Raw genomic sequence first — 21303 nt, forward strand, 5'->3', positions numbered from 1 at the left:
GGTTCCTCGCCACGCGCACGACGTCGTCGCGGAACTCCTTGGGGTAGGGCTTGGGCACAGCGCACATCCTTCCAGCGGCACCTCTCGGCACCACAGATCAGATGTCACCTATCCGTGCAGCAGTCCCGGGCGGTCGTGAGATGGGAGCCTTCCTCGATCTGCTGAGTAATGGGGGTCCGAGCTAGGTCCGCTCCCGACCGGATTCGATCGGGGTCCATTTAGTGTCCACATTGGGCCCGTCCTACTCGGTGCTGGACGGGTACTCTGAGATTGGAAGCGAGAGCGGATCCCTCACCACACCGAGTGAATCGGTAGTTTCCGGCCCGACTCCGTAGTTGTCGCGACGCCCCTGATGGCGCCCAGAGGTCGCAGGTTCAAATCCTGCCCCCGGCTACAAAGATCAGACCAAGGGCCCGGACCATCTGGTCAGGGCCCTTCGTCGTAGGCCGGGTGTCGGGTGCCTCAGGGGTTCGGCAGGCCGGTCCCGTAGTTGAGCAGGCCCTCCAGGTCGCTGGGCACCTGGCCGACGGCTGCCTCGAGCGGGTCGAGCCGCTCGCACTCCTCGTCGGCGGCGCACTGCCGGAAGCGCATCAGCCCGCCGAAGGTGCCGGTGATGATCGAGCCGTCGGGGCCGATGGTGGTCGCGGCGTAGAAGCTGTTCGAGGTCGGCAGCGGGCTGGTCGGCACCGTCAGCAGGACCTCACCGGTGTCGAAGTCGAGGCCCTCGAGGGTCCACATCCCGTCGCGGGCTCCGATGCCGTAGAACATGTTCGTCGCGGCGCTCATCGTCGGGATGCCGTTGGGGATCGAGACGTCCGGGTTCTCCCAGACCACCTCGCACGTGCGCGTCCTCGGGTCCCAGTCGACGCGCTGGACACCCCGGGGCACGTTGCCCGGCAGGCCGCTGAGCAGCTGGGTGAGGGTCTGGACCTGGCCCGGCAGCAGGCTCAGGACGTCGTCGAGGCCCTGGAGGTTGTTGACGACCACCGAGCTGTAGCCGCGGACCAGCACCGACTGCTCGTTGGCCGACGGGGCACCCGGCTCTTGGCCGTAGGTGATCGGGACCTCGCAGGCGATCCGGCGGCTCGCGCCCGGCCGGACCGGCTCCCAGTCGCGCGGGATCCGGTCGCGCCACATGAGGTCGAGGTGCACCTGCTCCTGGCCGTCGGTGATGACCACGAACTTGTCGTCGCGGGGACCGGTGCCCATGAGGGAGGGGGTCGAGCCCGAGCCGGCGCCGATCCGTCCGGCGCCGCTCTCGCCTGCGCCGCCGTACGGCGAGCGCCAGACCTTCCGCAGCCCGCGCCGCGTCTCCTCGAGGCGGTACAGCGCCTCGCTGGTGACGACGTAGATCCCGCCGTCCTCGTCGGCGGCGATGGAGTTCGAGACCTGCTCGAGGGAGTCGGCAGGCACGCTGTCGCAGTCGGGTCCGTTGAGGGAGAGCAGGCGCAGGCGGTCGGCGGTCATCCGTCGGGGCGAGCGGGGCACGGTCCCGACGACGCCGTTCTGGGTCGCGAACGCCACGCGACCGCGGTAGGTCATCGTGATGCCCACGAGCGCGTCGTCGCCGCAGACCGCATCCTCGGGCAGCTCCAGCACGTGCAGCCGCTCGATGGCCGAGGTGCGCACGCCGGGCTCGGCGTCGCCGAAGACCTGGAGGGCGTCGCCGGTCCCCACGATGAGCCGGTCGTCGGCGTCGAGCAGGTTGTAGGCGCCCGAGACGGTCGGGGCCGTGAACGCGTCTCCGCCCTCGAGCCCGGGGGCGTACTTGTCGATGAGCTGGTGGGTGTCGGCGTCCAGCTTCAGGATCTCCCCGGTGACGCCGACGGTGGAGGCCCAGATGGCGCGGCCGCCGTCGGCGTACTGCGAGGAGTAGGCGGTGAAGACCGGCGCTCCGGTGGCGCCGACGTGGGAGACGCCGACGCGGTCCGCCGGTCCGGTCGGGCGGGGAGGGGGGAGGAGCCCTGGGCGTAGGAGTTGCGCTGGGCGCCGGGCCACATCGAGTCGGCGAGGAAGGGGTTGCACAGGGGCTCGTCGCCGTCGGCGGCGGGGAGCTGGGTGCAGGTCGGCTTGTCCTTCGCCGCGGGGGGCGCGGGCGCGGCCTGTCGCGCGGCCGCCCCGGCCGGTGCCGGGGCGCCCAGCGCCGTGGCCGCGGTGGCGAGGGCGACGAGGGCCGCGGCTGCCGCCCGGGCTCGTCGTCGCTGGTCACGGGTCGTCCGGTGCAGCCTCACGGTGGTCCTCTCGGCCTCGACGGGCGCCGACGGCGCCACAAGTGAGGGCAGATGCCCTCAGATCATTCCGAGAAGTGTCATCCCGATGCCAGCGCGCGTCAAGGGTGGGAGGGCGGGAGGACTCAGGTGACCAGGTCGGGCGAGACCACGGAGGCCGCGAGCAGCTCGCAGTACGTCGTGGCGTGCGCGACGATCTCCTCGACCGTCCCGGGGACGTCCCCGGACTGCCAGGCCGCGAGCAGCTCGACCAGCCCGCCGATCGCCATCCGGGTGCGCACGAGGAAGACGTCGCGACCGATCCCGGGCGCGAGGAACGGCTCGCCGAACGCGGCGACGAGGGCGACGCCCTGCAGCCGGAGTCCGTGCTGACGCTCCGTGAGGACCTCGCAGCCGGTGCTGTCGCCGAAGAGCATCCGGGCGTCGTCGGGATGGGTGGCGAGGTGGGTGATGTAGGCGGCGATGGCCCCTCGCAACCGCTCGCGGGGGGTCTGGCCGGCGGTGCCGGCGAAGGCGGGCGCCACGACGGCCAGCGCGCGCTCGTTGGCGGAGTCCCAGAGCGTCCCCAGCAGGTCGTGGACGTTGGCGAACTCGGCGTAGAAGTAGCGGTCGGTCAGCCTGGCGCGGGCACAGACCGCGCGCATCGAGACCGCGGCCCACCCCTCGGCCATCCAGATCGCGGCCCCGGCCTCCAGCAGCCGGGCCCGCCGCTCCTCCTGCCGCTCCTGCGCCGTCCGGCCGCCGTAGACGCCGGAGGTGCTGCGGGAAGGGGGCATGGGGACCTCCGGCTGGGGACGGGCAGTCGCGCCTCGACGGCGCCGCGCCATGCTAGGCGCTGCCGCGGTCCGGTCCCAGGTCTCCCGGTCCGGCAGCAGGACCACCGGCCCTGCGCCGGGGCCCATCGCCCCTGGTGCCGTGAGCGTCGCCGGCGCAGCGTGGGGGTAGCGGCCTCACTGCCTGGGGCCTGGTCCGAGGAGGTCCGTGATGGTGTTCGACGACAGGTGGGGCCACGGCTGGGGCTGGGCCGGCTGGACGATGATGGGCCTCGGGATGCTGGGCGAGCTCCTGCTGCTCGCGCTGCTCGTCGCGCTCCTGGTGCGGGTGACGACGTGGGGCGGTGCGGTGTCGCGGCAGGACGTGCCGCCGAGCGCGGTGGCCGATCCGCGCTCGCTGCTCGACGAACGGCTGGCGCGGGGCGAGATCGACCTCGAGGAGCACGCCGCCCTGGTCTCCGCCCTGCGGCACCCGAGGTAGTTCGCACGCGTTACGAGGGGCCCGGACCGACCGGTCCGGGCCCCTCGCGCTCTGCTGGCGGTGCGCTCAGGAGGCCTGCTGCAGCGCCTTCACCTCGTCGCGCGCCGCCTGGACGGCGCTGCGCTGGCGCTCCACCACGCTGCGGAAGCCCTCGCTGAGGTCCTGCTCGAGCGCCTTGTCGTACTCGCTGATCGCGTGGTCCTCGCCCGTGACGGCCGCGCCGAGGACACCTTGCGGGTCGTCCCCGGTGAGCGCGTCCTTGAGCGCCATCCACCCGCGGTGGAGCGCTGCCGTGGCGGTGCCGCTCTCGTCGACGTCGTCGCCGTACTCGTGGCCGAGGGCGACGATCTCGGCGCGGAACTCCCGGCGCTGCGCGGCCAGCCGCTCCAGCGTGCCGGCCCACGCTGCGTGGTCGCCGTCGCGGACCCGGTCGGCGGCCTGGGTGTAGCCCTTCTCGCCGTCCCTCAGGGTCTCCACCAGTTCCTTGGCGGCCTTCGCGTCGTCGGACATGTGCGACTCCTCTGCTCGGTGGTCAGGAGCAAGGGAGGTACCCGCACGGCGCCGGGTCAGTCGTCGTAGCTGACCCGCAGCTCCTCGGTGACCGGGTGCGCCTGGCAGGTGAGCACGTAGCCCGCGGCGCGCTCGGCGTCGTCGAGGGCGTGGTCCTGGTCCATGACGGCTCGGCCGAGCAGCACCTTGGCGCGGCAGGTGCCGCAGGCGCCGCCGGCGCAGGAGTACGGCGCATCCAGGCCGCGCGAGAGGGCGGCGTCGAGCACGGTGTCGCCGGAGGAGCGCAGGGCGAAGGAGGTCTCCGCGCCGGCCAGCGTCACGGTCACCTGGCTCTCGACGTCGAGCTCGAGGTGAGCGTGGGTCTCCTCGGTGTGGAACACCTCGGAGGCGACCCGGCCGCCGCGCGGTGACAGGTCGGCCTCGAGCTGCTCGACGAGCGCGGCCGGGCCGCAGAGGAACCACGCGTCGACCCGCTCCGGCGCGAGCGTGGTGAGGAGGTCGGCGTCGATCCGGCCACGGTGCGCGCCGCCGGCCTCGCGGGAGAGCACGTGGTGGACCACCAGGCGCCCGGCGTACGTCTCGGCGAGGGCGTCGACCTCCTCGCGCAGCATCGTCGAGGCGGCGGTGCGGTTGCCGTAGACGAGGGTCGCGGTGCTGTGCGGCTCGGCCGCCAGGGTGTCGGCCAGGATCGCGAGGACCGGGGTGATGCCGGAGCCGGCGGCGACGCCGACGTACGACCGCGCCGCCGCGGGGTCGGTGTCGTGACCGAAGCGACCGGCCGGGGTCATCACGTCGAGGATGTCGCCGGCGTCCAGCCGCTCGTGGACGTAGCCGGAGAAGACGCCGCCCTCGATCCGCCGCACGGCCACGCGGAGCGTGCCCTCGGGGGAGGGGAGCAGGGAGTAGGAGCGGCGCAGGTCCTGGCCATCGACCATCGCACGCAGGGTGACGTGCTGGCCCGCACGGTGCCGGTACGCCGCCCGCAGGTCCTCGGGGACGGTGAACGTCACGGCCGTGCTGTCGGCGGTCAGCCGCTCGACCGAGCGCACGCGCAGCGGGTGGAAGCGTGGCCTGGTCGAGCCGTCCCCGGGGCTCGTGCCGCCGGTGGCCGGCGCCGCGTCGTAGGCGTCGGTGAGGCGGCGCCAGGTGCGGTACTCCGAGGGCGTCAGCGAGCGTCCGAAGACCGTCGAGATCGCGGCGTTGCGGTCGAGGTAGGCCTGCTCGTTGCGCCGCCAGGCCCGCACGTAGCGGTAGAAGGGGATGCTGGGGTGCAGGTGATGGACCAGGTGGTAGTTCTGGTAGACGAACAGCGGCGTCATCCACGACTCCCCGCCCACGCGCACGCGGGTCGCGCGGTAGCGGTCCTGGCGGCTGGTGAACGGCAGCCCGTGGTGCGGCAGGTAGTCGAACCACCAGGCCAGCACCCCCAGCCCGAGCCGCTGCGGGACGAGGAAGGCGACCGCCAGGGTCGTGCCGTGGCCGGTCGCGAACAGCGCCGCGAAGCCGCCCACCACGCCGAGGAACATGATCGAGGTCGCCACCACCTCGCCGCGGGGGCGCTGGGGGATGCGGCGCAGGTAGAAGACGAAGTACCAGAGGTCGATCGTCATCCACCGGAACGGCAGCTGCCACCACGGGCCCTCGCTGGTCCACGCGTCCGGGTCGACCGACTTCTGCTCGTTGGTGTTGCGGTGGTGCTCGATGTGGATGAACCCGATCATCGGGAACGTGCCGTAGGGCGCCACGAACGGCACCGACAGGTGCCCCAGCAGGTCGTTGAGCCGGTCGCTGGTGCTGACGGCGTGGTGGGTCGCCTCGTGCAGCACGCTGAACATCAGGAACGTCACGGCCGTGCCCATCGGGATGGTCGCCCACGGCGACCACCCGGCGACCAGCACGCCGTAGAGCTCGAGGGCGAAGAGCGCCAGCGTGGCGACGTACAGCGCCAGCGTCGGCCAGGCGACCGGCGGCACCCGTTCCCCGGGGTCCGGCAGTCCGGACACGGGCTGGGGGGCGGCGGCGCGCGCGGGCGCGGAGGTGGCGGCGTCGGACATGGGGAGGGCTCCGGTCGTCGGGGATCCCGTCATGCTTGACAAATACTGATCATCTGTCAAGCACTGGTCGGGGTCGCGCAGGTGGTACGCCGACGGCCGGCCCCCGCGAGGCGGGGACCGGCCGTGGCGGTCAGGTCAGGCCCTGGCGGGCCCGGGCCTTGGCGGTGCAGGTGTCAGGCAGCGATCCCGGGGAACGGGAGCTCGGGCAGGCCGGGGATGCCCGGCAGGCCGCCGCCGATCGCGTCGCAGATGGCCTGCGGGAGTCCGGCGTCGCACAGGGGCTGGATCGGGCTGGAGCCGTCGCCACCGCCGGGTGCGGGGGCGCCGGCCGCGTCGCAGATGGCCTGGGGCAGGCCGGCGTCGCACAGGGGCTGGATCGGGCTCGTGCCGCCCTCGCCGCCGCCACCGCCGGGCGGGACGGGGATCGAGCCGAACGCGTCACAGATCTGCTGCGGGGCACCCGCATCGGGCTCAGGCCGGCCGCAACAGCGCCCGCTCCCGGACCAGCGCCGTGGACAGCGTCCGGTAGCCGACCCGGTCGAAGAGCACCGTCACGGTGTCCCGGGTGAGGTCGGTGACGGTCCCGCGACCGAAGCGACGGTGCCGCACGTCGCTCTCGGCGGCGATCCCGTCGAGGTCGGCGAGCACGTGCAGCGGTGCCGCGCCGGTCTCGCTGGTGCACGTCCCGCAGCGACCGCACGGGTCCTCGGCCCGGTCGCCGAAGTGGTGGCGCAGGACCAGGTCGTAGCAGTGGGTCGAGTCGGCGTACTCCCGCACGCGCTCGACCTGCGTGCGGCGCAGCGTCCGCTCCGCGTCCGCCCGTCGGCGTACGACGTCGGCGAGCCGGTCGACGTCCCAGGCGGGGTCCGCGCCACCGGCCTGGAGCAGCGCGAGGACGCGCCCGGTGGTGCGACGCCCGAGCCCCGTGGCCCGGGCGAGAGCCGCGGCGTCGGCCGCGGGATCGGTGCGCCAGGCCTCGGCCACCCGGCGCACCGAGGACGAGCGCGGCCGGCCGCCGGCGAAGAAGTGGCCCAGGGCCAGGTCCTCCTCGCGGAAGAGCAGCTCGGCCTTGGCGGGTCCGCCGTCGCGGCCGGCGCGGCCAGACTCCTGGTAGTAGACGTCAAGCGACTCCGGTGCCTGCGCGTGCAGCACCCAGCGGACGTCCGGCTGGTGCACGCCCATGCCGAAGGCCGAGGTGGCCACGACGACGTCGACCTCGCCGCGGTGGAACCGCTCGTGCACGTCGTCGCGCACGCGGCGGGGGAGGCCCGCGTGGTACGCCGGGGCGCGCAGCCCCTGCTCGGTCAGCGACGCGGCGAGCGCCTCGACCGAACGGCGGGTGCGAGCGTAGACCAGGCCCATTCCCTCGGTGCGCAGCGCGGCGACCCGCTCGCCGACCAGCCCGGCACGGTCGGCCTCGTCGTGCAGCCGCACGACCCCTAGCGACAGCGAGGGTCGCTCGAACCCGAGCACCTGCTCGTCGCAGTCGGCCAGGTCGAGCACCCGGCGCACGTCCTTGCGCACCGAGGACGACGCGGTGGCGGTGACGGCCACGGTCGGCGGTCGGCCCCAGGCCTCTCGGACCGCGCCGAGGCCGGCGTAGGCAGGGCGGAAGTCGCTGCCCCACGTGGAGACGCAGTGCGCCTCGTCGACGGCCAGCAGGGCCGGCGGGTGCTCGTCGAGCAGGTCGCGCAGGGGGCCGCCCTCGAGCTGCTCGGGGGAGGTGAGCAGGACCCGCAGCGTGCTTGCGCGCACGGCTTCCTCGACCCTGGCCCGGTCGGCGGCTGCCTCGCCGCTGGTCCACCGGGCGGCCACCCCCTCGCCGGCGTGCTCCTCGAGGCTGCGGACCTGGTCGGCGGCCAGGCTCAGCAGGGGCGTGACGACCACGCAGAGCGCGTCGGAGGCCAGCGCCGCCAGCTGGTAGACCAGCGACTTGCCGGAGCCGGTCGGGGCCACCAGCAGCACGTCGCGGCCGGCCAGCAGCGAGCGCACTGCGGCCAGCTGGGCCTCGTGCGGCTGGGGCACGCCGAGGCGGGTGGCGGAGAGGTGGACGAGGTCGGGCTGGCTGCTCACGAGCCGGGAAGTACCCAGGTCGGGAGGTTCCACGGCCACCCGTCCGGGCACACCCTGGTCGCTCGGGCGCGAGCCGCGCGGGACTCAGCGGGTCGGGTCGATGACGGTGATGCCGGCGACGGGGACGGTGTCGAAGACCGGGAGCAGCTCGGCGGCCTCGGCCAGCCCGATGGTGCGCTCGACCAGTCGCTGTGGCGCGAGGGTGCCCGCCACGACGAGGTCGAGCATCCCGGGGTAGTCGACCGCGGCCATGCCGTGGCTGCCCAGCAGGTCCAGCTCCCAGGCGATGACCCGGTCCATCGGCACCCGCGGGTGTCCGTCGACGGCGGGCAGCAGCCCGACCTGCACGTGCCGGCCGCGACGGCGCAGCGAGTGGATCGCGGTCGCGGCGGTCTGCTCGCTGCCGACCGCGTCGACGGCGACGTGGGCGCCGCCGGCGGTGAGGTCCGCCAGTCTCTCGACCAGTGCCTCGGGGAGGTCCTCGCCACCGTCGGCAAGCAGCACGTGCTCGGCGCCGAGCGAGGAGGCGACGTCCAGCGCGCCCCGGTGCCGGTCGACGGCGACCACCCGCGCCCCGAGGGCACGGGCCACCATGACCGCGCTCAGTCCGACCCCACCCGCGCCGACCACGACCACCCACTCGTCCTCGCGCACCCGCGCCCGGGCCACGAGGGCGCGGTACGCCGTCGCGAAGCGGCACCCCAGCGAGGCGGCGGTGGTGTCGTCGACCGGGTCAGGGAGCGCCACGAGGTTGGTGTCCGCGGCGTGCAGCGGCACCAGCTCGGCGAAGGAGCCCCAGTGCGTGAAGCCCGGCTGCTGCTGGTCGGGGCAGACCTGCGCGTCCCCGGCCGCGCACCACGCGCACCGCCCGCAGCCGCACACGAACGGGACCGTGACGCGGTCACCCTCCACCCAGCGTCGTACGCCGGCGCCGACCGCCACGACCTCGCCGGCCAGCTCGTGGCCCGGCACGTGCGGCCACGCGATGTCGTCGTGACCGGCCCACGCGTGCCAGTCGCTGCGGCACAGGCCGGTGGCCCCCACCCGCACGACCACCCCGCCGTCGGGCGCGACCGGGTCGGGCACCTCCCGGATCTCGGGCTGGGCTCGGACGGCGTCGATCACCACGGCTCGCACGCGGTCATCCTGCCGCAGTCGTTCTCCGCCGTCCTGCAACCGCTTCGCAACAGCAACCACCTCTCGACTACTGTCGTGCCCATGTCGCGTCCCCGCCTCGCCGGTCTCGCCCTGCTCGCCCTCGCCCCCGCCCTAGCGGCCTGCGCGGCAGGCAGTGACGTCGCCGGCGACGGCGAGCTGCGGATCGTCACGACCGTCGCGCCGATCACCTCCATCACCGCCGCGGTGGCAGGCGACCGGGCCGAGGTCGAGGGGCTGGTGCCGGAGGGCACCAACTCCCACACCTTCGAGCCGCCGCCGAGCGCGGCCGCGCAGCTCGAGGAGGCCGACCTGGTGCTGGTCAACGGTCTGCAGCTCGAGGACCCGACGATGGAGCTGGCCGAGGAGACGATGAGCGAGGGCGCCCGCCTGGTCGAGCTCGGCACGGAGGTGCTGCCGGAGTCGGAGTACGTCTACGACTTCTCCTTCCCCGAGGAGGAGGGCAAGCCCAACCCGCACCTGTGGACCGACCCCACCTGGGCGATCCGCTACGCCGAGCTGGTCCGCGACACTCTCGTGGAGGTCGACCCCGACGGCGAGGCGACGTACGACGAGAACCTCGAGGCCTTCACCGCCCAGGCCACCGCGCTCTCCGACGCGCTACGCGCCGACCAGGAGTCGGTGCCGGTCGAGGACCGCAAGCTGCTGACCTACCACGACGCCTACGCCTACTTCGCCCGGACCTACGACTGGACCGTGATCGGCGCGATCCAGCCCGACAGCTTCGACGACCCGACCCCGCGGGAGGTGGCGGGGATCATCGACCAGATCGAGGCCGAGCAGGTGCCCACCATCTTCGGCTCGGAGGTCTTCCCCTCCGACGCGCTCGAGGAGATCGGCAACGCGACCGGCGCGCGCTACGAGGACACGCTGCGCGACGACGACCTGCCCGGGGAGCCCGGTGAGCCGGAGCACTCCTGGCTCGGCCTCATGCGCTACAACTACGTCACCATGATCACCGGCCTGGGCGGCGAGGCGCCGGAGCTCTCCGCCCTCGACGTCACCCCGGCTGTCCCCGACACCGCGACCTACCCCCAATGAGCCCGAGCGAGGCACGCGTGACCCACCCCGAGGTCGCCCCCGTCCGCGTGCTCGCGCCCGCCACCGAGCTGGTCCGCGCCGAGCGCGCCGGGGTCTCGTACGGCGACACGCCGGTGCTCGCCGGGGTCGACCTGACCCTGCGGGCCGGCGACTTCGTGGGCGTCGTGGGCCCGTCGGGCGCGGGCAAGACGACCCTGCTGCGTCTGCTCCTCGGCACCCAGCGGCCGACGACCGGGACGGTGCGCCGCGCCCCGGGGGTCCGGGTGGGCTACGTCCCCCAGCTGGAGACCGTGAGCTGGAACTTCCCCGTGACCGTGGGGGAGTGCGTGCTGATGGCCCGCAGCGGCCGGCTGCTGCCGTGGCCGTCCCGCGCCGAGCGCACCGACGTCGCCGCGGTACTGGAGCGGCTGGGCATCGGCCACCTGGTCGACCGCCACATCCGGGAGCTCTCAGGCGGCCAGCAGCAGCGGATGTTCCTGGCCCGCGCGCTCCTGCGCGACCCCCAGATGCTGCTGCTCGACGAGCCCACCAGCGGCATCGACGTCGCGACCCGACACGACATGCTCCACCTGCTCGGTCACCTGCACGACGACGGCATGACCATCGTGCTGACCACCCACGACCTCAACGGCGTCGCCGCGCACGTGCCCGACCTCGTCGCCCTCCACGGCACGGTCGTGCGCCGCGGCGCCCCGCTCGACGTGATGACCTCCGAGGTCCTCGAGCAGACCTTCGGCGCCCCGATGGACGTCCTGCAGCACCTGGGCATGCCGGTCGTCCTCGACCGCCACGCCCCCGGCCGCCCGCACGGAGCCTGAGGCTCGCCGTGCTGGAGACCCTCCTCGAGCCCTTCGCGTACGACTTCTTCGTCAAGGCCGTCGTCGTCGCCACGCTGGCGGGCGCGCTGTGCGGGCTGGTCGGCGTCTACGTCATCCTGCGCGGGATGAGCTACATCGGCCACGGGCTGTCGCACGCCATCTTCGGCGGGTTCGCGGCCAGCAGCGTGATCGGCGTCAGCTACGTCCTGGGCGCCGGCATCTGGGGCTTCGCCTCGGCGCTAGCCATCAACCGGGTCTCGCGCTCGCACCGGATCGGCGCCGACGCCGCCATCGGCGTCATCACGACGGCCTCCTTCGCCCTCGGCGTCGCCCTGCTCACGGTCTTCGGCAACCGCGGCCCGAGCTTCGACGCCGCGCTCTTCGGCAGCATCCTGGGCATCTCCAGCACCGACGTCTGGACCCTCGTCGTGGTCAGCGTCCTCACCGTCGGCGTGGTGGCCACCCGCTACCGCGCGCTGCTCTTCGCCACCTTCGACCCCGACGTCGCCGACGTCAGCGGCGTGCGGGTCGCCCGCACCGACGCGCTGCTCATGCTGGTGCTCTCGCTGGCGATCCTCTCCACGCTCTCGGTCATCGGCGTGACGCTGGTCGCCGCCACCCTGGTCATCCCCGCGGTCGTCGCGCGGATGCTCACCCACCGCTTCGCCACGATGCTGTGGCTCTCCACGGCCATCGGCGCCGTCTGCGGCCTCGTGGGGATGAACCTCAGCTACCACCTCGACGTCCCCTCCGGCACCACGATCGTGCTCACCGGGGCCAGCCTCTTCGTCGTCGTGCTGACCCTCACCGGCGTCGGTCGGCTCGGCCGCACCCAGACCCGATCCGGCACCCCGGCGGTCCTGTGAGCACCCGCGGGCAGGACCCGGTGGCCGCCACCGTCGAGCGGGTGGTGGCCCACCTGCGCGAGCACGGCCACCGCATCACGATGCCGCGCCGCGCGGTCGTCGACACCCTGGCCCGGGCCGAGGGCCACCCCACGGTCGAGCAGATCGCCGCCGACGTGGCCGAGCGCTGGCCCGGCATGCACCTGACCACCGTCTACCGCACGCTGGAGACCCTCGCCGAGCTCGGTGTCGTCACCCACGTCCACCTGGCCGCGGGCACCGCCTACCACCTGGCCGACCCCGCGGAGTCGGCCGACGGCGCGCACCACGTGCACGCGCAGTGCCGCAGCTGCCGCCGGGTCATCGACCTCCCCGACGGGATCCTCGACGGCGTACGCCGCGAGCTGGCCGCCTCCGAGGGCTTCGCCCTGGAGCCGCACCACGTGGCACTGTCCGGGCTGTGCCGCGACTGCGCCGACGAGGGCTGAGCGCGGGCTAGCGGCGCGGGAGCACGACGGCGAGCCCGGCGGGTTCGCGCAGGTCGCCGCTCATCCGGCCGCCGAGGGTCTCCACGACGCCACGGGCGCGCTCCAGGGCCGGGACGTCCCTGGCTGCGGGCTGGGCGCCGGCGACGCGTACCTCCACACGTAGGTGCCGTTCGGCACCCTCCACGCTGAGTCCGACCCGGTGACCGCTGCACGCGAGCACCGCCAGCAGCACGTCGTCGAGCACCTGCTCGAGCGGCCCGGGGGTGAGCGAGAGCGTGGCGTCGCCGTCGAGCTCGGCCTCGAGCTCGACCCCGGCGAGCGACAGGGTGTCGGCCCAGCGCTGGGCCAGGGCCGGGACGACCAGGGAGAGCGGCAGGTGGGCGCCGGCCACCACCGGGTGGCTGCGGGTCTCCTCCAGGACGTCGCCGACCGCCTTGTCCAGCCGCTCGACCGTGCGGGCGGCCAGCGCCGCGGCCTCGACGAGGTCGGCGGGGGCGTCGTCGCGGTCGACCAGGTCGTGGAGGGCCAGGCTCAGGCTGGTCAGCGGTGTGCGCAGCTCGTGGGAGGCGCGCAGGGCGAGGTCGCGCTCGCGCTCCAGCGAGCCGCGCAGCTGCTCGGCGGCGCCGTCGAGCGCCTCGCCGATCGCCCGCGCCTCACCGATGCTGGTGTCGGGCAGTCGCAGGTCGAAGCGACCACGCGCCAGGGCGTTGGCGGCCTCCGCCAGCTCGGCGAAGGGCCGGGCGAGCCGGGTGGCGACGAGCACGCCGACGAGCACGGCGACGACGACGAGGATGCCGCCGAGCGCGAGGAGCGAGGGGAGGGCGGCGGAGGCGGTCGAGTCGGCGTCCCGCAACGGCGCGCTGACCTCGACCACCACCCCGTCGACGGTCGCGGAGGCCGAGACGGCGGCGTCGGCGTCGGAGTCGCGCCACAGCGGGCCGGTGATGCGTGAGGACGACCCGTCGGCGACGGTCACCACCACGGCGCGGTCAGGGACGGCGAAGGGCTCGAGCGCAGCGGCGGACGGCGCCGGGGCGTCCTCCTCCAGGCCCTGGCCGAGCAGGGTCGCGACCACGAGGGCCTCGCGCTGGACCTGTCGGCGCAGCTCGTCCTCGGCCAGGTCGGAGATGCTGACGGTGCGGAAGGCGACGAACGCGCCGACGAGGAGCACGGCCAGCAGGCCGAAGGCGAGGGTCAGGCGGGAGCGCACGGCGCCCCCGCCCCGCGGCTAGGCACCCGGCTCTCTCTCGAGCCGGAACCCGACGCCGCGCACGGTGACGACCTCCGCGGTGGCGCCGGCCTCCTCGAGCTTGCCGCGCAGGCGGCCCATCGTCACGTCGAGGGTCTTGGTCGAGCCGAACCAGTTCTCGTCCCACACCTCCGCCATCAGCCGCTCGCGGGTCACGACCGCACCCCGCTCGGCGTCGAGCAGCGCCAGCACGTCGAACTCCTTGGTGGTCAGGGTCAGCTCCTGGCGGCCCACCCACGTACGCCGGGCCGCGACGTCCACGCGCAGGGCGTGCTCGTCGGCGGGGGCGCCCGCCGTGCTGCTCGCGGCGCTCGGCGCCGACGCGGCCTGCTCGCCGGACGCGGCCTCCCCGGGCCCGAGGGTGCGGACGGCCCGGCGGGCCAGCGCGCGCACGCGCGCCTGCATCTCGGCGATCGGGAACGGCTTGGCCAGGTAGTCGTCGGCGCCGTAGTCGAGGCCCACCACCCGGTCCAGCTCGTCGGAGCGCGCGGTGAGGATCATGATGCCGCCGTCGTACCCCTCCTCGCGGGCCTGCTTGCACACGTCGAGGCCGTCCATGTCCGGCAGCCCGAGGTCGAGCAGCACCACGTGCGGGGAGCGGCGGATCTCGGCCAGGCCCTTCTGACCGGTGTCGGCCCAGGTCACCTGGTAGCCCTGACGCTCGAGCATCCGCTGCAGGGTCAGCGCGATGTCGACGTCGTCCTCGACGATGAGCACGGTAGTGGTCGCAGGAGTCGCGTCGGCCGTCACGTCCGCAGGATAGGGCGTGTGCTCGAGCGACGGCGGGGACGCAGCGGCGACCGGCCGGTCACAGGTCGCGGTCGCCGGCACCGGACTCGACCGCCGAGGTCGTGGAGCAGGCGACGCCGGAGGTGCTGCGGGCCGAGGCGGACGGCGTCCAGGTCATGGCCCCGGTGGTGGTGCTGCTCTTGAGGTCGCCGGAGGTGCTGGAGCCGAGGGTGACCACGATGGTGGTGGTGGTCGAGCCGCCGGCGGTGCTCGTGGTCGCGACCATGGTCGCGGGGACGGCGACGTTCTTCTTCTTGCCGACGTAGTTCTGGTTGAACAGCACCGTGCCGAGCGGGACGTTGAAGGTGGCACGGTCGGTGGCGCTGATGGGTGCGGAGGCCTTGTCGCTGAAGGTCACCGTGAGCGCGGTGCTGGTGCCGTTCCAGCCGGCCTTGATGCTGGTCAGGTCCACGGACCCGGCGTAGGTGAAGGTGAGCGTGTCACCGGCGTCGGCCTTGCCCGAGAGCCCTCCGTTGGCGGCCTGGACGTCCAGGGCCCGCAGCGGGTTGTTGTCGATCTGGACCGTCACGACCGGCGAGGTCACGGTGAGGGCGACGCCGTACGTCATGGTGGCCCGCAGGTCCCAGCTGCCGCTGGTCAGTCCGGCCGTGGCCCAGTCGCAGGTGTAGGGCGCGGTGAGGTCGGTGCACACCGTGACCCAGTTCGAGCTGGCGCTCGGCTTGGCCTGGAGGACGACCTGGCTGGCCGGGGAGCCCAGCGGGGTGGAGTAGTCGGTGGTGATCGTGTGCGTGCCCTTCACCAGGTCGCCGGTGAGCGGCGAGGTGATGGTGATGGTGGCCAGCCCGTTGCTGACCGTGCGCTCGATGATCGCGGCCGGCGAGGGGTTGCCGGCGACGTCGGTGGCGATGGCGCGCAGCTCGTAGGTCAGCAGGCCGTTGAGCCCGGTCGTGTCGAGCGCGCAGCGCCACGGGCTGGCGGTCACCGTGCACAGGGCGGTCCACGCGGTGGTGCCCTTGGCGCGGTAGGACAGGGCGACCGAGGCGACGCCGGAGTCCTCGTCGGCCGGGGTGGCCGTGACCTGGACGGTGCCGCTCATCGGCGAGGGCGCGGTGACGGTCGTGGTCGGCGCGACGTTGTCGACCATGACGTCGAGCTGCTCGTGAGAGACCACGGTGGTGCCGCCGACGGTGGTGACGACCTGGACGTCGTGGAGGTCACCGACGGTGCCGGTGGCCCAGGAGCAGGACGGCGTCGCCCCGGAGATGTTCGTGCAGGTGGAGATCGCCGTGAACGTGCTCGCACCGTCGACCCGGTGGAAGAACGTGCTGGACAGGGTCCGGCCGCCCGCGCCGGTGACGGTGGCCGACAGCGGCACCGAGCCCTTCACGACGTCGGGGATCGTGGTCAGCACGACGGCGACCGGGTTGGCGACCCGCGTGGTCACGGTGGTCGAGGTGGCGGTGGTGCCGACGTTGTCGGTGGCCGTGGCGCGCAGCTGGTAGTCGCCGTCGTTGACCTTGGTGGTGTCCCACGCGCAGGCGTAGGGGGCGGTCGGGTCGGTGCACAGCGCGGTCCACGTGAAGGACCCGGCGGCGGCGTACTCGATGACGACCCGGGCCACGCCGGACCCGGTGTCGGCGGCGACCGCCTGGACCTGCACCGCGCCCTTGACGGTGGCGCCGGGGCTGGTGACCGAGACGGTGGGCGGGTGGTAGTCGGCTGCGGCACCGACGCGCGCCAGGGTGCTGGAGCCGGAGGTGAAGCTGGCGCCCGAGAACCAGGTGGTGCCCGCGGTCACGAGCACGACCAGCAGGACGCCCAGCAGCCGCAGCGACGGCCGGCCGACGACGCGGCTGCGTCCGGCGGCGCGGTGCCGGCTGGGGGTCTGCTGGGACATCGGGGGCTCGTTTCCTGGGGGAGGGGATGCAGAGCAGTCTGTCGAGGAGCGCGTCACGCCCACCCCACACGCAGGACACCGCTGCACCACGAGTGGGCAACGGTGTCGACGGCGTCGTACGACGCGGGGCGGGTGCGGCTCGGGCAGCAGCCTCAGACGAGGGCCGGCGAGGCGCTGGCGCGGGGGCTCGGGACCGCGGGAGCCACGGTCCCGGACTCCTGGGTGACCGGCTCGTCGTCGCGGCGGTCGCGCTGGGGGCGCAGGGCCCGCACCAGCTCGACCAGGCTCCACAGGGCGATGAGGCCCGCGGGCAGGCCGATGAGCGCCATCCGGGTGCCGCGGTCGGCGAGGGCCATGAAGGCGTACCCGACGTACGGGACGTGGGTGACGACGCGGGGCTGGGTGGCCGCGGTCAGCTGGAAGGTCCACGGGTCGACGTCGGCGTTGGCGTCGCCCTGGGTGCGGAACTCGTCGCCGTCGATCTCGACGATGCGGTGCGTGACGAGGTTCGTGATGCCGGAGTCCGCGGGCGGGACGTAGGTGATGACGTCGCCGACCTCGAGGTCCTCGACCGGCACGACCTCGGAGAAGATGACCGACCCGAGGTCGTAGGTGCCCTCCATCGAGCCGCCCATGATGACGTAGCGCTGCAGGCCCATGAGGCTCGGCAGGAGGAACGCGAGGGCGGCCAGCATGGTCAGGCCGACGCCCAGGTTGACGAGCAGGTTGCGCACACGCGCGCCGCGGGAGCGGTCCCGGTGGCTCGGGGCGGGGGTGCTGCTGATGATCGTCATCGCGGGACCTCGTGTCGGTGTCGTGTCGTGCTGCGGGTGCTGCGGGTGATCCGGGGGTGCTCCTGCCCGGCGGTGCCGCCGGGCAGGAGCGCTCCTCCCCAGGAGTCGTGGTGGTGCGGTGGATCAGGAGCCGATGCCGAAGGCGCCCGCGAAGGCCGACGTGAAGCCCAGGCCCTCGCCCTCGAGCTGGGTGGAGACCCAGGTGAAGGAGGCGGAGGCGGTCTTGTTCTCGTTGCTGTTGTCGGTCAGCTCGTCGAGGGTCACGATGAACTGGACGGTCGCGGACTCACCGGCACCGTCGACGGCCAGGGTGGCCACGTCGAGGACGCCGGCGGTCTCGACGTCCTGGAACGGCCCGTTGTAGAGCGTGGTGCCGCCGGAGACCAGCTGCAGGTTGAGGTCGGGGTTGACGAAGCCACCGTCGGCAGCAGTGGCCTGCAGGGTCAGGTCGGACTGCAGGGTGCCGGTGTTGGTCACCGTCACCGAGCCGGTGATGGTGTCGCCGTCCTTGATGTTGGTGATGTCGAGGCTGGTGACGTCGTTGGAGTGCGACACGATCCCGGAGCTGACCGAGGTGGTCGAGGCGGTGGTCGAGGTGAAGCTGGCACCCGAGCCGACGGCGACGGCGCCGGCGACGGTCAGGGTGGCGAGGGGGACGAGGATCTTGCGGCGGTTGGCGGCCATGGTGTGCTCCTGGGAGGTGGTGGAGCCGCTCGGTGCGGCTCCGGGTGATGGGTAGAACACTGGTCGGCCGGGGACCACGGGCTGCTCACGCGCACACCTCCTCCACACCACGTCTGGGCAACATCGGGGCACTCCTCGCCTCCTCGGCTACGCGAGGGCAACAGCGCGGCCTGGGAGGATGGGGTCCATGGACACCGCCCGCTCGATCGTGCTCTTCGCTGCCGCGGCGCTCGCCGAGATCGGTGGCGCCTGGCTGGTGTGGCAGGGCGTGCGCGAGCACCGCGGCTGGCTGTGGATCGGCGCGGGCGTCATCGCGCTGGGGATCTACGGCTTCGTGGCGACCCTGCAGCCGGACGCGAACTTCGGGCGGATCCTGGCGGCCTACGGCGGGGTCTTCGTGGCCGGCTCGCTGCTGTGGGGCATGGTCGTCGACGGGTTCCGGCCCGACCGGTGGGACGTGAGCGGTGCGCTGGTGTGCCTGGTGGGCGTGGCGCTGATCATGTACGCCCCGCGCTCGGCCTGAGCCTCGGCTGATCGCATCGGTCCCGGGAGGTCGGGTGCGGGTCGTTGCCGCTCCCGCCGGCTCAAGGAGCTCAACGACACCGAGCCGCGCGGAGTCCTGGCCGTCAGCGACGACCTCGACCCGGACCGCGCCGAGGGGAGCACGCTGACCTACCTGCACGGCGTGGCCACCACCGCCGAGGCCCCGCAGGACCTGGACGTCATCGACGTCGCACCAGGCACCTGGGCGGTCTTCCGGACCCAGGGGCCGCACCCGCAGGCGCTGCAGGAGGCGTGGGCGGCCACGGCGACGTCGTGGTTCCCCTCGCAGCCCTGGCGGCTGCGCCCGGGGCCCGAGATCGTGGCCACGCTGGACCTCGACATGGCCGCCGGCACGGCGACGTGCGACCTGTGGCTGCCGGTGGAGCCCGCCGGCGGCTGACGGCTGCAGGCCGGGAGGCCGAGCACGACCCTCCGGCCCGCGGCACGACGCCGCGGGTGCTGGGGTGGGGGTGCTCGGCCTGCCGCGCACCCGGCGCGCACCGCGTCAGTCGAAGATGCTCAGCAGCGCCTTGATCGGGGTGCTGGACTCCGCGGGGTGGCGCAGGCGTCGATCGGGGTGCAGGCGGTACTCGTTGCGACGTCCGACCTTGAGCTTGGTGACGTAGCCGGCCGACTCGAGGTCGCGCACGATCGCCTGGGTGGCCCTTTCGGTGATGCCCACGGCGTCAGCGATGTCGCGCAGACGAGCGCTCGGGTCACGGCTCAGCGCCACGAGCACGTGCCCGTGGTTGCTGAGGAAGGTCCACGAGCGCTCCTCGCGCGACCCACCGTCGATCTCGCCCACCCCGGGAGTCTATCGGCGTCGCACGTGCTCGGGTCCGGACCCCGACGCCGGACACCGGGCTCCGTGCCCCGTCAGACGAGCGCGCCGGCCACGAGGTGGTAGAGGGGGATCCCCAGCACGATGTTGAACGGGAAGGTGATCCCGAGGGCCATCGTGAGGTACCGCGAGGGCTGCGCCTCGGGGATGGCGTAGCGGGCGATCGCGGGCACCACGATGTAGCTGCCGCTGGCGGCCAGCACGGTCAGCATCGTCAGGTCACCGACGCCCAGGTCCGCGGACGCGCCGAGGAGCAGCGCCATCGTCGCGCCCACCAGGGGCATCGCGACCGCGAAGCCGACCAGCATCGGGTCGATGCCACGTGCCTCGCGCAGCTGCCGCGCCACGAGCAGACCGAGGTCGAGGAGGAAGAAGGCGAGCAGTCCCTTGAAGAGGTCGACCACCAGCGGAGCCATCGCCTGGCCCCCGTCCGCGCCGGCCGCGAGACCGACGACGAGCGAACCCACCAGCAGCACGAAGGTGCCCTCGGTGAAGGCGGTGCGCAGCACCCCTCGGACCCGCGGGCCCGAGGACGGCTCGGGGTCGCCCAGGTCGTCCAGCGGCGCCGGTGCCCCGGGCGTCCCGCCCACGGTCACCCCGACCGGCCGACTCAGCAGGACCGAGCGACGGGCCCGGGAACGGGCCAGCTCGGCCAGCACCACCGCCATGACGATCGCCGGGGTCTCCATGAGCACGAGCGCGACCGTCATGTGCCCTCCCGGCTCGTCGCCGCGCGACGTCGTGAACTGGCTGGCGGCGATGAAGGTCACCGCGCTGACCGATCCGTAGGTCGCAGCAATCGCAGCGGCGTCGAAGGCGCCGACCCGCCGGCGCAGCACGGCGTACCCGAGCACCGGGATGGTGACGGCGAGCACGACCGCCAGCGCGAGCACCTTCGCTCCGTCGGCCGTGACGCCGGAGACCGCGAGCGCCTGGCCGCCCTTGAAGCCGATGGCCATCAGCAGGTAGAGCGAGAGGAACTTCGTGACCGCCGCGGGGACCTCGAGGTTGGAGCGCAGCGCGCCTGCCGTGAGGCCGACGACGAAGAAGAGGATGACGGGGTCGGTGAGGTTGCCGAGCGTGCTGGTGTCCATGATCGTCCTGCTCTCTCAGTGGCCGGTGGGGGCGGGCTGGCGCTCGTCAGTGGCGCGGACGTCGCGACGCAGGGGCGCGGCCATCGCGTGGTAGCCGCCGTCGACGTGCACGACCTCGCCGGTGACCGCCCGCGCCATGTCGGAGAACAGGAAGCACACGGCATCCGCGGTGGGGGCGGTGTCCCGGGGGTCCCACGCCAGCGGTGCTCGCTCCTCCCAGGCGAGGAGCAGCTGGTCGAAGTCCGGGATGCCGCCCGCGGCCCGGGTGTGGATCGGCCCGGCCGCCACCAGGTTCGACCGGATGCCTGCCCGGCCCAGGTCACGGGCGAGGTAGCGGTTGAGCGCCTCGAGCGCGGCCTTGCAGACGCCCATCCAGTTGTAGACCGACCAGGCCGCACCGGCATCGAAGTCCAGGCCGACCAGGCTGGCGCCCGACGGCGGCGCGAGCTGCTGGAGCACGCGCGCGACCTCGGCGTACGAGACCGTGCTGGTGCGGAACGCCTTCTCCAGCCCCGCCGGGTCGACGCCGGTCATGGCCCCCGACAGCGCGGCCCGCGGGGCGAAGGCGATCGCGTGCAGCGCGGCATCGAGCCGCCCGTGGCGCTCGCGCAGGACGGCGACCAGCCTGTCCGCGGAGTCGGGACAGGTCGCGTCGTAGGCGAGGACGTCCTCGAGGCCCAGCAGCGCGGCAGCCGTCCGGGCCTGGTCGAGGTCGCGCTCGAGGGCTGTCAGCACCACCTCCGCCCCGAGCTCGAGCGCTCGGCGCGCGACGCCGAAGGCGATGCTGTCAGCGTTCACGACGCCCGTCACCAGGACGACCTTGTCGTCGAGCATGTCCATGAGCTCCTCCGGTCTCGTGGGCATGCCCTGGTCGGCCGCCGCACCGGAAGCAAACTACATGTATTTGAATTCGGGTTTCACTGTTCGTGAGGCAGGTCACCCGCGTTCGGCAGTGCTTGGCCTC

At 73.5% G+C, this 21303-nt stretch carries 21 protein-coding genes; 7 read left to right on the top strand and 14 right to left on the bottom strand.

Features of this window, described 5'->3' with window-relative positions; genetic code table 11:
* Window positions 1-462 precede the first annotated feature (462 nt).
* Together ACYVID_RS17190 and ACYVID_RS17195 are read right to left on the bottom strand one after the other, a co-directional pair.
* Entirely contained in the window at window positions 463-1998 is a 1536-nt protein-coding gene (locus tag ACYVID_RS17190; RefSeq protein WP_460739146.1) for a hypothetical protein, read from the bottom strand.
* Window positions 1999-2353: 355 nt separating this feature from the next.
* Window positions 2354-3004, bottom strand: coding sequence for a TetR/AcrR family transcriptional regulator (locus ACYVID_RS17195; RefSeq protein ID WP_460739148.1), 651 nt, complete (start codon window positions 3002-3004; stop codon window positions 2354-2356).
* Window positions 3005-3212: 208 nt separating this feature from the next.
* Between ACYVID_RS17195 and ACYVID_RS17200 the strand changes: the two genes are divergently transcribed.
* Window positions 3213-3482, top strand: coding sequence for an SHOCT domain-containing protein (locus ACYVID_RS17200; protein ID WP_460739150.1), 270 nt, complete (start codon window positions 3213-3215; stop codon window positions 3480-3482).
* 66 nt (window positions 3483-3548) lie between these two features.
* On the opposite strand, the gene ACYVID_RS17205 is transcribed toward ACYVID_RS17200, so the two are convergent.
* From ACYVID_RS17205 to ACYVID_RS17220, 4 genes are all read right to left on the bottom strand, one after another.
* On the bottom strand, window positions 3549-3992 hold the full coding sequence (locus tag ACYVID_RS17205) for a ferritin-like domain-containing protein (protein WP_460739152.1): 444 nt from the start codon (window positions 3990-3992) through the stop codon (window positions 3549-3551).
* A 56-nt stretch (window positions 3993-4048) separates the two neighbouring features.
* Entirely contained in the window at window positions 4049-6079 is a 2031-nt protein-coding gene (locus tag ACYVID_RS17210; RefSeq protein ID WP_460739154.1) for a fatty acid desaturase, read from the bottom strand.
* A 438-nt stretch (window positions 6080-6517) separates the two neighbouring features.
* Window positions 6518-8119, bottom strand: coding sequence for a RecQ family ATP-dependent DNA helicase (locus ACYVID_RS17215; RefSeq protein WP_460739156.1), 1602 nt, complete (start codon window positions 8117-8119; stop codon window positions 6518-6520).
* A gap of 84 nt (window positions 8120-8203) precedes the next feature.
* On the bottom strand, window positions 8204-9256 hold the full coding sequence (locus ACYVID_RS17220; protein ID WP_460739158.1) for a zinc-binding dehydrogenase: 1053 nt from the start codon (window positions 9254-9256) through the stop codon (window positions 8204-8206).
* 81 nt (window positions 9257-9337) lie between these two features.
* On the opposite strand from ACYVID_RS17220, the gene ACYVID_RS17225 reads away from it, so the two are divergent.
* From ACYVID_RS17225 to ACYVID_RS17240, 4 genes are read left to right on the top strand one after another with little or no spacing between them, the layout of a single operon-like run.
* Window positions 9338-10336 carry a metal ABC transporter substrate-binding protein gene (locus ACYVID_RS17225; RefSeq protein WP_460739160.1) on the top strand — a complete coding sequence of 333 codons (999 nt, stop codon included), beginning with the start codon at window positions 9338-9340 and terminating at the stop codon, window positions 10334-10336.
* A 17-nt stretch (window positions 10337-10353) separates the two neighbouring features.
* The gene (locus ACYVID_RS17230; protein WP_460739162.1) at window positions 10354-11154 is read left to right on the top strand and encodes a metal ABC transporter ATP-binding protein; all 801 of its coding nucleotides are present in this window, start codon (window positions 10354-10356) and stop codon (window positions 11152-11154) included.
* 8 nt (window positions 11155-11162) lie between these two features.
* Window positions 11163-12020 carry a metal ABC transporter permease gene (locus ACYVID_RS17235; protein ID WP_460739164.1) on the top strand — a complete coding sequence of 286 codons (858 nt, stop codon included), beginning with the start codon at window positions 11163-11165 and terminating at the stop codon, window positions 12018-12020.
* Window positions 12017-12487 carry a Fur family transcriptional regulator gene (locus ACYVID_RS17240; RefSeq protein ID WP_460739166.1) on the top strand — a complete coding sequence of 157 codons (471 nt, stop codon included), beginning with the start codon at window positions 12017-12019 and terminating at the stop codon, window positions 12485-12487. The genes ACYVID_RS17235 and ACYVID_RS17240 overlap by 4 nt, the downstream gene beginning before the upstream one ends.
* Before the next feature lie 7 nt (window positions 12488-12494).
* Here the strand turns inward: ACYVID_RS17240 and ACYVID_RS17245 are convergent, their stop codons facing one another.
* From ACYVID_RS17245 to ACYVID_RS17265, 5 genes are all read right to left on the bottom strand, one after another.
* Window positions 12495-13697 (bottom strand): sensor histidine kinase, encoded by a 1203-nt coding sequence (locus tag ACYVID_RS17245; RefSeq protein ID WP_460739168.1) that lies wholly within the window; start codon window positions 13695-13697, stop codon window positions 12495-12497.
* 18 nt (window positions 13698-13715) lie between these two features.
* Window positions 13716-14486: a response regulator transcription factor gene (locus tag ACYVID_RS17250; RefSeq protein WP_460739170.1), complete on the bottom strand. Its 771-nt coding sequence runs from the start codon at window positions 14484-14486 to the stop codon at window positions 13716-13718.
* Between the two features lie 58 nt (window positions 14487-14544).
* Window positions 14545-16383: an Ig-like domain-containing protein gene (locus ACYVID_RS17255; protein ID WP_460739172.1), complete on the bottom strand. Its 1839-nt coding sequence runs from the start codon at window positions 16381-16383 to the stop codon at window positions 14545-14547.
* A 152-nt stretch (window positions 16384-16535) separates the two neighbouring features.
* Window positions 16536-17177, bottom strand: coding sequence for a signal peptidase I (locus ACYVID_RS17260; protein WP_460739174.1), 642 nt, complete (start codon window positions 17175-17177; stop codon window positions 16536-16538).
* A 123-nt stretch (window positions 17178-17300) separates the two neighbouring features.
* Window positions 17301-17861, bottom strand: a complete 561-nt coding sequence (locus ACYVID_RS17265) for a hypothetical protein (protein WP_460739176.1) — start codon at window positions 17859-17861, stop codon at window positions 17301-17303.
* Between the two features lie 187 nt (window positions 17862-18048).
* Here ACYVID_RS17265 and ACYVID_RS17270 point away from each other — a divergent pair, with 187 nt between their 5' ends.
* Window positions 18049-18384 (top strand): YnfA family protein, encoded by a 336-nt coding sequence (locus ACYVID_RS17270; RefSeq protein WP_300641863.1) that lies wholly within the window; start codon window positions 18049-18051, stop codon window positions 18382-18384.
* 15 nt (window positions 18385-18399) lie between these two features.
* Window positions 18400-18804, top strand: coding sequence for a GyrI-like domain-containing protein (locus tag ACYVID_RS17275; RefSeq protein ID WP_460739200.1), 405 nt, complete (start codon window positions 18400-18402; stop codon window positions 18802-18804).
* Window positions 18805-18909: 105 nt separating this feature from the next.
* On the opposite strand, the gene ACYVID_RS17280 is transcribed toward ACYVID_RS17275, so the two are convergent.
* From ACYVID_RS17280 to ACYVID_RS17290, 3 genes are all read right to left on the bottom strand, one after another.
* The gene (locus ACYVID_RS17280) at window positions 18910-19209 is read right to left on the bottom strand and encodes a helix-turn-helix transcriptional regulator (protein WP_460739178.1); all 300 of its coding nucleotides are present in this window, start codon (window positions 19207-19209) and stop codon (window positions 18910-18912) included.
* A 71-nt stretch (window positions 19210-19280) separates the two neighbouring features.
* The gene (locus ACYVID_RS17285) at window positions 19281-20339 is read right to left on the bottom strand and encodes a sodium-dependent bicarbonate transport family permease (RefSeq protein ID WP_460739180.1); all 1059 of its coding nucleotides are present in this window, start codon (window positions 20337-20339) and stop codon (window positions 19281-19283) included.
* 15 nt (window positions 20340-20354) lie between these two features.
* Window positions 20355-21203: an SDR family oxidoreductase gene (locus tag ACYVID_RS17290; RefSeq protein ID WP_460739182.1), complete on the bottom strand. Its 849-nt coding sequence runs from the start codon at window positions 21201-21203 to the stop codon at window positions 20355-20357.
* Between the last annotated feature and the right edge of the window lie 100 nt (window positions 21204-21303).

The sequence above is a fragment of the Nocardioides ginkgobilobae genome, from assembly GCF_054781275.1.